At 38.4% G+C, this 13,761-nt stretch carries 10 protein-coding genes; all 10 read left to right on the top strand.

Annotation, left to right across the window (positions count from 1 at the left end):
* Positions 1 to 206: 206 nt before the first annotated feature.
* Positions 207 to 1,499: a c-type cytochrome gene (locus ACQY77_RS09665; protein WP_421942348.1), complete on the top strand. Its 1,293-nt coding sequence runs from the start codon at positions 207 to 209 to the stop codon at positions 1,497 to 1,499.
* Between the two features lie 49 nt (positions 1,500 to 1,548).
* A complete protein-coding gene (locus tag ACQY77_RS09660) occupies positions 1,549 to 4,581 on the top strand; it encodes a TAT-variant-translocated molybdopterin oxidoreductase (RefSeq protein WP_421942349.1) in 3,033 nt (1,010 codons plus the stop codon).
* A gap of 26 nt (positions 4,582 to 4,607) precedes the next feature.
* Positions 4,608 to 6,080, top strand: coding sequence for an NrfD/PsrC family molybdoenzyme membrane anchor subunit (gene nrfD, locus ACQY77_RS09655; protein ID WP_090881858.1), 1,473 nt, complete (start codon positions 4,608 to 4,610; stop codon positions 6,078 to 6,080).
* Positions 6,081 to 6,082: 2 nt separating this feature from the next.
* The gene (locus ACQY77_RS09650) at positions 6,083 to 6,619 is read left to right on the top strand and encodes a DUF3341 domain-containing protein (protein ID WP_421942350.1); all 537 of its coding nucleotides are present in this window, start codon (positions 6,083 to 6,085) and stop codon (positions 6,617 to 6,619) included.
* Positions 6,591 to 7,214, top strand: a complete 624-nt coding sequence (locus ACQY77_RS09645; protein ID WP_421942351.1) for a c-type cytochrome — start codon at positions 6,591 to 6,593, stop codon at positions 7,212 to 7,214. The genes ACQY77_RS09650 and ACQY77_RS09645 overlap by 29 nt, the downstream gene beginning before the upstream one ends.
* Positions 7,215 to 7,230: 16 nt before the next feature.
* Positions 7,231 to 8,484, top strand: coding sequence for a quinol:cytochrome C oxidoreductase (locus ACQY77_RS09640; RefSeq protein WP_421942352.1), 1,254 nt, complete (start codon positions 7,231 to 7,233; stop codon positions 8,482 to 8,484).
* 70 nt (positions 8,485 to 8,554) lie between these two features.
* Positions 8,555 to 9,787 carry a cytochrome c oxidase subunit II transmembrane domain-containing protein gene (locus tag ACQY77_RS09635; RefSeq protein WP_421942353.1) on the top strand — a complete coding sequence of 411 codons (1,233 nt, stop codon included), beginning with the start codon at positions 8,555 to 8,557 and terminating at the stop codon, positions 9,785 to 9,787.
* Between the two features lie 24 nt (positions 9,788 to 9,811).
* Complete coding sequence (locus ACQY77_RS09630; protein ID WP_175474467.1) at positions 9,812 to 11,692, top strand: cytochrome c oxidase subunit I; 1,881 nt, start codon at positions 9,812 to 9,814, stop codon at positions 11,690 to 11,692.
* Between the two features lie 80 nt (positions 11,693 to 11,772).
* Complete coding sequence (locus ACQY77_RS09625) at positions 11,773 to 12,831, top strand: COX15/CtaA family protein (RefSeq protein ID WP_421942354.1); 1,059 nt, start codon at positions 11,773 to 11,775, stop codon at positions 12,829 to 12,831.
* Between the two features lie 12 nt (positions 12,832 to 12,843).
* Positions 12,844 to 13,752 (top strand): heme o synthase, encoded by a 909-nt coding sequence (cyoE, locus tag ACQY77_RS09620; RefSeq protein WP_421942355.1) that lies wholly within the window; start codon positions 12,844 to 12,846, stop codon positions 13,750 to 13,752.
* The last annotated feature ends 9 nt before the right edge of the window (positions 13,753 to 13,761 follow it).

The raw sequence follows: 13,761 nt of genomic DNA, 5'->3' as shown, positions 1-13,761 counted from the left end.
ATGAACTTCGGAAATGGGCATTTTTATTGGCTGAATAGCTTGAAATGGCATTTGTTTAGAATGATTATAAATTGTATTTCAAGTCACTATTATGTCATGGGATTTATTAATAAGTTATACTTTTGTTCAAGTTTTGAAAGGGCTATTGCAGTCTGATCATCTATTTCACAACAAAAAATAAATTAAATAAGTATAAAGTGTTCATTATGAGAGATATCTCGATGATTTTAAAAAGCGTTTGGAAGTCGTTATTCGTGTTTTCAGCAATTTCCGTAATGGCGGTTTCTACCGTAAATGCGCAAGATGCTAAAGAGGGGAGAACGCTTTTCAAAGCAAAATGTTCTTCATGCCATGCCTTAGATGCTAAATTGATAGGTCCTGCGTTGACAGGAATTTCAGATAGACATTCGGAAGAGTGGTTATTGAAGTGGATTCCAAATTCGCAGGCGTTAATCGCTTCTGGCGATGCTGCAGCTGTTAAAGTTTTCAACGAAAACAATAAAGTTGCCATGACTTCATTCCCTGAGTTGGATGAGGCAAAAGTTAAAAGCATTTTAGCATACATTAAAGAGGGCGAGCCAAAACCTACTGCTGAGAATGGTCCGGTTGCCGCAAAAGATGACACCACTTCAGGTTTATCTATTGCCGGTATCGTTGCTATTGTAGCGGTTGCTATTGTAATCTTAGTGGTATTAGGTCGCGCTTCTAAATTGTTAGAGCGTTTAATCCTACAAAAACAAGGTATCGAGATTGAAGAGGATGTGCCATTAAAGGTAGGTATCCGTAAAATGTTCAAGAACAAGAAATTTGTGATGTTCTTCATTTTATGTTTAATTATCTGTTTAGGTTCATTTGGATGGATGGGTATGTGGAATACGGGTGTTCACACCGGTTATCAACCAGTTCAGCCGATTAAGTTCTCTCACGAGTTGCACGCTGGTATCAATCAAATTGATTGTCAGTATTGCCACAACGGAGCGTTCAAATCTAAAAATGCAACTATTCCATCATTAAATGTTTGTATGAACTGCCACAAAGCGGTACAGGCAAGAGATAAATATGATGGTGAGATTTCTCCTGAGATCAAGAAAATTTACAATGCTTTAGGTTACGATCCTGAGACTCAGAAATATGACGAAAGCAAAGCTAAACCAATGGAATGGGTACGTGTACACAATCTACCTGATTTCGCTTACTTCAACCACTCTCAACACGTAGTAGTTGCTGAAGATGCTATCCGTAAAGCTAAAGGATTACAGCCAACTGAACCAGTATGTTTCGCTTGTCACGGTCCGGTTAATACTATGGAAGAGATTTATCAATACTCTCCGCTTACCATGAAATGGTGTATCAACTGCCACAAGGAAACTGATATTTCTGGCCAGAAAAACAATGCTTTCTACGCTAAGGTTATCGAAGCGCATGAGAAGATTAAAAAAGGCGAGAAAATTACACCAGCGTTGTTGGGTGGTTTAGAGTGTGGTAAATGCCACTATTAATAGATTAGAGTTTAGTAAGAACGATCGAATAAACAGTAATATAGCTTAAATGGAAAGCAATAAAAAATACTGGAAAGGCTTAGAGGAGTATAACAATACACCCGATTTTGTTAAGAATAACAAAAACGAATTCGCCGAGCCACTTCCAATAGAAGATGTTTTAAATGAAGCAGGGTTAAGTACCGTTACCCCACGCCGCGACTTTTTAAAAGCGTTAGGTTTTGGTTTAGGTGCCGTTACATTAGCTGCGTGCCAAAGTACACCGTTAAAAAAATCAATCCCTTATTTGGTAAAACCTGAAGAAGTAACTCCAGGTATTCCTAACTATTATACTTCTAGCTTTAACGGCCAGAGTATCTTGGTTAAAACCAGAGAAGGTCGTCCGATTAAAATTGAGCCAAACCCTAATGCCGGCCAGTTTAACTGCGGAACTGATGCAAGAGCGCAAGCTTCTGTATTAGATTTGTATGATGTTTCTAAACTTAAAGCACCTGCCATGGTAAATGGTGGTAATGTAGAAGAAACATCATGGACAAAAATCGATTCTTTTGTTAAAGAAGGCTTAGCGAAAGCGCAGGCTTCCGGCAAAAAGATCCGTATTGTATCATCAACTGTAAATAGTCCTTCAACCAATGCAGTTATTGCAGCTTTCATTGCAAAATATCCTGCTGCGAAATTGGTTCAGTATGATGCAGTTTCTTATACCGGTATTATCCAGGCGAATCAAAATAGCTTCGGTAAAGCCGTTTTACCTAAATACAACTTCGATAAAGCTGACTTAATTGTAAGTTTTGGCGCAGATTTCTTAGGTACCTGGATCAGCGGTGAAGAGTTTACAGCTCAGTATACTGCTAACCGTAACTATAAATCATTAGAAAATAAAAAGATGAGCCGCCACATTCAGTTTGAAAGTGGAATGAGCTTAACAGGTACCAATGCTGATACCCGTATTCCGATTAAGTTATCAGAAGAAGGTCCGGCTTTATTAGCTTTATATAATGCCATCACTGGTGCTGCATTACCTGGCGCTGCTTTAGGTAATAACGCAAACGCTGATAAGGTAATCAAACTTGCTGCCAAAGAATTAGTACAATTAAAAGGAAAATCTCTTGTAGTAAGTGGTTCTAACGATGTTTCTACACAAATCTTAGTAAATGCTATTAATGCTGCCATCGGTAGCTATGGTACCACTATTGATTTAGATAACCCTTGCTATTTATATGCGGGTAACGATGCAGAATTTAATGGCTTAGTTGCTGAGATGGCTCGTGGTGAAGTTGGTGCAGTTTTATTCTTAAACAGCAACCCTGGCTACGATTATATCAATGCTAAAGCATTTACTGACGCATTAGCTAAGGTAACGACTAAGGTTTCATTCTCTGATCGCGCTGATGAAACGGCTTCACTATGTGATGCTATTGCGATTAACCATAACTATTTAGAATCTTGGGGTGATGCCAACGCTTACGAAGGATATTATTCTATCGTACAGCCTACTATCAACCCTGTTTTCAACAGCCGTCAGGCAGAAGAAAGTTTATTAACCTGGGCTGATGCTCCGGTTAAAGATTACTATCAATTTGTTCGTAACAACTGGGAAACCAAAATGTTGCCGGCAGTTGGTTTGAAATGGGAAGAGGTTTTAGATAAAGGTGTGGTTACTGCTGCTGCTAAACCAGCAGGAGCTTATACTTTCAGCTTATCATTAGCTGCAGTGGCTACTTCAATTACCAATAGCAGTAAAGCCTTTGATAAAGGTATACAACTACAGGTTTATGAAACTGTTCCAATGCGTGATGGTAAAAATGCAAATAATGCGTTTTTACAAGAATTGCCAGAGCCGGTTTCTAAGGTAACCTGGGATAACTTCGTTGCTTTAGCTCCTAAATTTGCAGAGAAGTTAAAAGTTAAAGAATTTGATGTTGTAGAAGTTAAAGCTGCTAACGGGTATTCTGTTGAACTTCCTGTATTGATTCAACCAGGACAGGCGCAAGGTACTGCTTCAATCTCTGTAGGTTACGGACGTACTAAAGCTGGTAAAGCTGGTAATAACGTAGGTAAAAATGCATTCCCATTTGCAACTTTCGTGAATGGCACTTTGCAATATGCAAATACAGTTACCATTACACCAACGGGTGGTTTTTATGAGCTGGCTCAAACGCAAACTCACCACTCTTTCGAAGGTCGTGCGGTAATTAAAGAAGCATCTTTCAAAGAATATCTTAAAAATCCTGCTGCAGGTAACCATAAAGGCGATCATAAAGATTACGATCTATGGGATCAATACGAAAAACCAGGAAACAACTGGGTTATGGCAATCGATTTGAATGCTTGTACAGGTTGTGGTTCATGTATAGTAGCTTGTAACGTAGAAAACAACATTCCTGTTGTGGGTCGTGATGAGGTTCGTCGTCGTCGTGAGATGCACTGGATCCGTATCGATCGCTACTATAGCTTTGAAACACCAGAAGGTGATGTAACGAGAGAGAAAGAAATCGCTAAGTTAGATAACTTAGATAATGTTTCTGTAGTTCACCAACCAATGTTGTGTCAACACTGTGATCACGCACCATGCGAAACAGTTTGTCCGGTATTGGCTACTGTTCACTCTTCAGATGGTTTAAATCACATGGCTTATAACCGCTGTGTAGGTACTCGTTACTGTGCAAATAACTGTCCGTATAAAGTACGTCGTTTCAACTGGTTCAACTACTGGAATGATTCTCGTTTTGATAACTATCTAAACAATGAATTTACGCAGTTAGTATTGAATCCTGATGTAACTACTCGTTCTAGAGGAGTTATGGAGAAATGCTCAATGTGTATCCAACGTATCCAGGGAGGTAAATTACAAGCAAAATTAGAGAAACGTGCATTGAAAGATGGCGATATCAAAATGGCTTGTCAGGAAGCTTGTTCAGCAAATGCAATCATATTTGGTGATTCAAACGATCCAAATTCAGAGGTTTCAAAAGCTTTACGTTCAGAGCGTATTTACTATGTTCTGGAAGAGATCAACGTGAAACCGGGTATCGGATATATGACAAAGATTAGAAACACAGATACAACAGTACAAGCGTAAGCTTTAGTATAAAGAAAATACAAATTATGTCAGGACATAACGAATCAATACTTAGAGAACCCTTAATTACCGGAAATGACATCACGTATGCAAAAATTACGGATGACATTTTAAGCCCGGTAGAGAATAAGCCAAACAAAGCATGGTGGATTGGATTCATCGTTTCCGCTTTAGGTGCTTTACTTTGGGTTGTTGCCGTGAGTTATACCTTTTGGAATGGTATTGGCGCATGGGGTTTAAATAAAACAGTTGGATGGGCATGGGATATCACCGGTTTCGTATGGTGGGTAGGTATCGGTCACGCCGGAACACTAATTTCGGCAGTACTCCTACTCTTCCGTCAGAACTGGCGTAACTCAATTAACCGTTCGGCAGAGGCGATGACGATCTTTGCGGTTATTTGTGCGGCAACATATGTTGTATCACACATGGGCCGCCCTTGGTTAGCTTACTGGGTATTACCTTTACCGAATCAGTTCGGATCACTTTGGGTAAACTTTAACTCGCCATTGGTATGGGATATGTTTGCGATCTCTACTTACTTCTCTGTATCATTATTATTCTGGTACACAGGTTTATTACCAGATATTGCAACCATTCGCGACCGTGCAGTTGGAACACGCAGAAAAATCTATTCTATCTTCTCTTTTGGATGGAACGGAAGTGTTAAAACCTGGCAACGTTTCGAGGCTGTATCTCTAATCTTAGCCGGTATCTCAACTCCACTGGTACTTTCTGTACACACGATTGTATCCATGGACTTTGCAACTTCGGTAATCCCGGGATGGCACACCACGATTTTCCCTCCATACTTCGTAGCAGGAGCGATCTTCTCTGGTTTTGCCATGGTATTAACCTTATTATTAGTTGCACGTAAAGTTTTAGGTTTAGAGAACTATATCACCATGTTCCACATTGAATCTATGAACAAGATTATCATCTTAACAGGTTCAATCGTAGGTGTGGCTTATTTAACCGAGTTCTTCATTGCATGGTACTCTGGTTCAGAATATGAGCAGTATGCATTTATCAACCGTTCTACTGGTCCTTACTGGTGGTCATACTGGATGATGATGACTTGTAACGTAATCTCTCCTCAGTTGTTATGGTTCAAGAAGATCCGTTTAAGCATCAAAGCTACCTGGATATTGTCGATCGTAGTAAACGTAGGTATGTGGTTTGAGCGTTTCGTAATTATCGTTACTTCACTACACCGTGATTATATTCCTTCAAGCTGGGCGATGTTCTATCCAACCTGGGTTGATATCAGTGTATTCGTAGGTTCAATTGGTCTATTCTTCACATTATTCTTATTGTTCTTGAGAGTTTTACCTTCAATCGCTATTGCAGAGGTTAAAATCATCTTGAAATCAGCTTCAGAGCAAGCTAAGAAAAAGATTATTGCAGAAGGATCAGAGAAGAAAGAATACGTAGACGAATATGTAGAGTCGTTAGAGAAATTTGATAGTGTTAAACAAGAAGAATACGCAAAAATATAACAATGAGTAATATCAAATATATTTTAGGCAGCTTTGGCGATCCTGATGAGTTGATGCACGGCATCGAGAAACTTCAGGAAAATAACATCAGCATTTATGATGTATATACTCCAATGCCTATACACGGAATAGAAGCCAAATTAGGAATTAAAAGATCAAGAATCGATATCGCTGCATTTTGCTTTGGTATTACCGGTACTTGCGCAGCTTTTGCTTTAATCTATTTTTGCGCAGTTATTGATTGGAAAGTAAACATTGGTGGTAAACCATCATTTGCATTGCCGGATTTCATTCCGATAATGTTCGAATTAACAGTATTATTCTGTGCATTCGGCATGGTTTTAAGCTATTATGCATCTACACATTTATTTCCTGGAAGAGCACCAAGAGTAATGGATCTTCGTGCAACTGACGATCGTTTTATTATCGCAGTTGATGCAAAGGAAAATGCAGAGCACACTGTAATTGATGGTTTATTAAAAGGAGCAGGTGCTTTAGAAGTAAAGTATAATGAAAGGAAGTACATTAGCTATGAATAAGAATAAATTTGTTTATGCCGCGTTTTTAGCTATCGCATTTGCAGCTACTTTATCGGCTTGTAGAGATAAACGCAGTACTGGTATGGAGTATGCCAGAAACATGTATGATGCACTTGCGCTGAATCCAGATCAACCTGTATCAACAACAAACGAATATTTAAAAAGCTTTAATGGTCATGCAGCACAGGTTCCACCTGCGCACACCAAACCAGTAGGTTTCACAGAATATGATGAGTATCCGAATACTAAGGAAGGATATGATGCAGCAGGTGTAAGTATGGTAAACCCACTACCTGTTGATACCCTTAACTTAGCAGAAGGAAAACACCTTTTCACCGTTTTCTGTGCACCATGCCATGGTGATAAAGGTGATGGACAAGGCCACCTGGTTAAGATCGAGAAATTCAGTGGAGTACCTTCATACTTTGCTGGTGCTTCATCAAGGGGCGGCAACATGGCTGATCTTACTGCAGGTAAAATCTACCATACCATTACATATGGTGTAAATAACATGGGCTCACATGCTTCACAAATTTCACCAACAGATCGTTGGAAAGTAGTGATGTATGTTCAACAATTACAAAAAGGACAATAAGTAAAGCAGAATATAAATGGGAACTCACAATTTTAATTTTAGTGAACAGTTTGAGTTTACAGGTAAAGCAAAAACCTTAAGTATAGTTGGTATCGTTTTAGGTATCGCTGCTATTGCTTACGGATTTTTAAGTGGCCATCATGAGCGCACCTTTGCTAACTTGTTGCTTATGGGATATTATTTTGCATGCGTTTGTATGTCAGGATCATTTTTCCTAGCTGTTCAATATGTAGCACAAGCGGGTTGGTCTGCAGCAATTTTGCGCGTACCACAAGCGATGGCTAAAACATTACCACTAGCATCGATTATTTTAATCGCCATTGCCGGTGCTGGCTTATTGTTACAACATGATATTATCGAGCACGGTCAAACCGTTACTGCTCCATATCTATATAAACACTGGGCCACTCATGGTTTAGCTGAAAAAGGATCTGAGCATTATGATGCAATTATTGCAGGTAAATCAGTATTCTTAAATATCCCTTTCTTCTTAGGTAGATTGGTGATCTTTTTAGGAATTTATAGCTTCTTCGCAATCAAATTTGTAAACTTATCTTACAACGAAGATTTAAACGGTGGTTTAAATTCTTACAGAACAAGTTTCAAAAACGCCTGTATTTTCCTTGTAATTTATGGATTTACAACGCCAATATTTGCATTTGATACAGTGATGTCTTTAGAGGCGCACTGGTTCTCAACCATGTTTGGTTGGTATAACTTTGCTGCCATGTGGGTAAGCAGTTTAGCAACAATTGCGGTAATTCTTATTTTATTAAGAAGAGCAGGTTACATGCAATGGGTTAGCAATAGCCACCTGCATAACTTAGGTCAGTTAATATTTGGTTTCTCTATCTTCTGGACTTACGTATGGTTTGCTCAATTCTTATTGATTTACTATGCCAACATGCCAGAGGAAACAGTTTATTTCTACAAACGCTTTGAATACTATAAATTCTGGTTTTTCTTAAACCTTGCCATGAATTTCTTAGCGCCGGTATTATTATTAATGGATAGAGATAACAAAAGAACAGATAAGAAATTATTATTTGTTGCCATTGTAGTATTGCTCGGACACTGGGTTGATTATTATCAAATGATTATGCCAGGAGCAGTAGAAGAAGGTTCAAATGGATTTGGTGTTATCGAAATTGGTACAGCATTGGGTTTTGTAGGATTATTTACCTTTACAGTTTTAACAGCTTTGAGCAAAAAGCCATTAATTGCAAAGAATCACCCATTTTTACAAGAAAGTTTGCATCACCAACTATAGTTGTTGAATTTAAAACAGCGAATATTTAATTATTATATAATTAGCAGTACAGCGTACTACTTTTAAGAAAATGAGTTTAAGAAAGTTTATCACAAATAAAACGACCGCAGCTTTAGCAGTTCTACTTACTGTTTTTGCAAACACGAGCGCGTTTGCGCAAGAGGCAGCAGCTGGAGCTGCAGCGGCACCGAAAGTTGATATGGGCGAGGTTTACAAATCAGTAATATTCTATGTACTGGTTTTCTTGGCCATATGTTTATTCATTGCAATTGTGGGTAAAGCCATCAGAGTATATGAATTAAGCCGTGAAGCACAAGGAAAGCCAGTAGGTATTAACTGGAACAGGGTACATGCAAGTTTATTTGCATTATTCCTGGTTGTAGGTTTATATGGTGTTTATTGGGAATATACTGTACATGGTGCAATGTTATTACCAGATGCAGCATCTGTACACGGAGAGCGTATTGATAAGATGTTTAATTTAACATTAATCATCACTACAATCGTATTCGTAGTAACGCACATCTTATTATTTGGATTTTCTTATATCTATAAATATTCAGCTAAAAGAAAAGCTTACTACTATCCGCACAATAATACGATTGAAAAAATCTGGACAATTATTCCGGCATTGGTATTAACAGTATTGGTATTAATGGGTTTCTTAACCTGGAGATCAATTTTCTACAAGGTTGAAGATCCTAAAAATAAAGCCATTCAAATCGAGGTAACTTCAGAGCAATTCAAATGGTCTATCCGTTATCCAGGAGCTGATGGTATTGTTGGAAAAAGAAACTACAAATTAACAACTGCTTCAAATGCATTGGGTATCGATTTTAAAGATCTGAACTCTCGCGATGATGAAATGGCTGATGAAATGGTTATCCCGGTGAACAGACCAGTTAAGCTTCTTTTAAACAGTAAAGATGTAATCCACAGTTTTTATATGCCGCACTTCAGGGTACAATTAAATACTGTACCAGGTATGCAGACTGTGTTCGAGTTTACACCTACCATTACCACAAAGGAAATGCAGGAGAAAACGAATGATCCTAACTTCAAGTATCTTTTCTTTTGCGCAAAAATCTGCGGTGGTGGTCACTACAATATGCAGAAAGACGTTAGGGTAGTAACAGAGAAGGAATATGAAGAGTGGCTTGCCGAACAAAAAACCTACTTAAACGACGATTTAAGAAAAGAATTTAATTTGCCAGTGGCACCTGCACCAGTTAAATCTGTAGCAGACTCGGCAGCAACCGATTCAGTAGCTGCTAAAACGAACCAAATGGCTTTAAATAAATAATATTACTGCAGAGCGAAAAGAATTATGTCAACAATAGCATTACACGACGAACACAATCACGATCACGCTGATCATGGGCACCATAAGGAGACTTTGATTTCAAAGTATATCTTCAGTATGGATCATAAAATGATTGCTAAGCAATTTTTAGTAACCGGTATTATTATGGCGGTTATAGCAATGATTTTATCAATCTTATTCCGTATCCAATTAGCATGGCCAGATAAAGATTTTCCATTCTTAGAAACATTTTTAGGTAAATGGGCTGAAGGTGGTCGTATCAAACCAGATTTTTACCTTGCATTGGTTACCATCCACGGTACCATCATGGTGTTTTTTGTATTAACAGCGGGTTTAAGTGGTACATTTAGTAACTTATTAATTCCATTACAAATTGGAGCAAGAGATATGGCATCGCCATTTTTGAACATGTTATCTTACTGGTTCTTCTTCCTGGCTTGTGTGGTGATGATGTCTTCATTCTTTATTCAAACCGGACCAGCATCTGGTGGATGGACCGTTTACCCTCCTTTATCTGCCTTACCTAAAGCAATGCCAGGATCTGGATTGGGTATGACCTTATGGTTAGTAAGTATGGTACTCTTCGTTGCTTCATCTTTAATGGGTGGTATCAACTACGTAAGTACAATCTTAAACATGCGTACTAAAGGAATGGATTTATGGAAAATGCCTTTAACAATCTGGGCATTCTTCTTAACTGCAATCTTAGGTATTTTATCTTTCCCGGTTTTAGTAGCGGGTGTGGTTTTGTTAATCTTCGACCGTAGTGTAGGAACAAGTTTCTATTTGTCAGATATCGTTTTAGGTGGCAATATTTTACCTAACGAAGGTGGTTCACCAATCTTATGGCAACACTTATTCTGGTTCTTAGGTCACCCGGAGGTATACATTGTAATTATGCCGGCGTTAGGTATTTCATCTGAGGTTATCTCGGTAAATTCCCGTAAGCCAATCTTCGGTTACCATGCAATGGTTTATTCATTAATTGGTATTACTGTACTTTCATTCATCGTGTGGGGTCACCACATGTTTGTAACTGGTATGAATCCATTATTGGGTGGTGTATTTATGATCACTACATTGATTATTGCGGTTCCTTCAGCAGTAAAAACATTTAACTATTTAGCTACACTTTGGAGAGGTAATATTCGTTTCACTCCAGCGATGTTGTTCGCAATCGGTTTAGTATCTTTCTTTATTTCTGGAGGTTTAACCGGTATCTTCTTAGGTAATGCCTCATTGGATATTAACTTACACGATACTTATTTTGTTGTTGCCCACTTCCACCTGGTAATGGGATCTGCAGCAATCTTCGGTATGCTTGCAGGGGTTTATCACTGGTATCCAAAAATGTTCGGAAGAATGATGAACGCGAAATTAGGTTACCTGCATTTCTGGTTAACTTTCATCGCTGCTTACCTGGTATTCTTCCCATTACACTTCTTAGGTTTAGATGGTGTTCCACGTCGTTATTATGCTTTCACTGAATTTGAATTCATGAAAAAATGGTTGACAGTGAACGTATTCGTAACCTGGGCAGCTATTATGGCAGCATTGGCTCAGGTAGCTTTCTTATTCAACTTCTTCTATTCGATTTATAAAGGTAAAAAAGCACCTCAAAATCCATGGGAATCAAATACATTAGAATGGACTGCCCCTGTTGAGCATATCCATGGTAACTGGCCAGGAGAAATTCCTACAGTTCACAGATGGCCTTATGACTACAGTAAACCAGGACATGATGTTGATTTTATTCCGCAAACAGTTCCTTTCTCTCAAACCATGAGCTCTAATTTACCTCATGATTTTGAAGGAAATGCTGAAGCTGAAAAAATTCAGCAGGAATGGGAATTAGCCAATCCGGTACAAGAAAACAAAGGCTAGTATAAAGCTTTAAAATAATTGAAAAGGGGTATCTGATTAAGTTTCTGCTTATCCGATACCCTTTTCTTCTTAAAAGATATATGGTCAGCAGATCAGAAACACGTTTTATCAGGATTAACTTTATAACCATCATCGTTACGTTGCTGGTTATACTTGCCGGTGGTATTGTAAGAAGTACCGGATCAGGTATGGGCTGTCCTGATTGGCCAAAGTGTTTCGATCAATACATTCCGCCAACCGATGTATCACAATTGCCTGCCAATTACAAAGAAAAATATGTTGCAGGCAGACTAAAGAAGAATGAGAAATTTGCCAGGTACCTGGAAAGTATGGGTAAAGTGGCTTTAGCTGATAGCATCAGGCATGATAAGAGCATTACTGTACCTGAGGAGTTTAATCCGGCTAAAACCTGGACTGAATATCTGAATCGTCTGGCTGGTGCCTTGGCGGGGATATTTTTACTGCTGACTGCAATATATTCATTTGCTTATAAGAAGACAGCCAAACGGATTATTGTACTGAGTATTTTAAATATTTTTGTCGTAGGATATCAAGCCTGGTTAGGCTCTATAGTGGTTTCCACTAATTTGGCTCAATGGATTGTAACAGTACATATGTTACTTGCTCTGGTCATTTTAGCGATATCAATCTATACCTACAACTATGCTAAGCAATTACATAAGGCACCATCTGTTATTATGTATAGAATATTGTGGCTCAAGGGATTCTTGCTGGCTACTTTAGTTTTAAGCATTGTACAGATTGTAATGGGTACAGAAGTTAGGGAAGCAGTAGATGTGATAGCCAAATCGTTGGGAGATGGCAGCAGGTCATCCTGGATTACAAAGGTGGGTTCAGTATTCTCTTACCACAGAGACATAGCCATTGCTGTTGTAATTTTCAACGCTATTGTTTATAAAATGGTTATTGACAGGTTTAGTGGCAAAGCTGCACCTTTGTTAACCGTAAGATTTATACTTGGAACGCTTCTCATTCAATTAATAAGTGGATTTGCTTTGGCATACATTGCTTTTCCACCGGTGGCGCAGGCAGTACATATTCTGTTTTCTACGCTGTTATTTAGTTTACAGTTTTATTTGTACCTGTTGGTTTATCGCACAAGTACTTATAAACAATAATATAAAAGAGAATTGAAACAGTTTTTGTCGGATTTTTCTAAGCTTATTAAATTCAGATTGACCTTTACGGTTGTGTTTTCTGCGTCTATCTCGTTTTTGATTGGGCAAAAGATACAGGTTGGTAGGGGACATATTCCAAGCATTGAGTGGGGAAACTGGGTGATTCTGATTTTGGGTGGTTTTTTAGTAACTGCAGCAGCCAATTGCTTTAATGAGATTATAGAAAAAGATCTCGATAAGCTAATGAGCAGGACTAAAGACAGACCAATGCCTGCTGGCAGAATGACCACGGGGCAAGGTCTTATTTTAGGGGTCTTTATGAGCTTTTTAGGCACCTGGTTATTGGGTAAGTTGAATTTAGAAACTGGTTTGTTATCAGTTTTCTCCATATTACTTTATGCCTTTGCTTATACACCTTTAAAACGGAAATCACCAATAGCCGTATTCGTAGGTGCAATACCGGGTGCTTTACCACCACTTATTGGATACTTAGCTGCTTTTGGTGATTTACAGGCAGAATATTTCCATGAGATTGATTATTATATCGCCGGAATCCTATTTTTAATCCAGTTTGTTTGGCAGTTCCCTCATTTTTGGGCCATTGCCTGGGTGCTGGACGATGACTATAAAAAGGCAGGTTTTAGATTACTTCCTTCAAAGAAAAGAGACCATGTATCGGCTGTATTTACTTTTGTAAGTACATTGATTTTAATTCCAGTGAGTTTATTGCCAACAATTTATGGTTTTGGTGGTTATTTCGTAGCCGGATTATCGCTGGTAGCCGGATTAATTTTCTCCTGGTTAGCATTAAAGTTATTGTTAAACAGAACGCTTGCCGATGCGAAAAAGGTAATGTTCTGCTCATTTTTTTATATACCTGCAGTGCAGTTGGTTTTATTATTTGATTTTATCGCAAAATAATTTATGGAG

The sequence above is a fragment of the Pedobacter sp. genome (assembly GCF_965279535.1).
Classification (GTDB): domain Bacteria; phylum Bacteroidota; class Bacteroidia; order Sphingobacteriales; family Sphingobacteriaceae; genus Pedobacter.
Note: the sequence above shows the minus strand (reverse complement) of the source record. Positions and strands in the feature narration are given on the sequence as shown.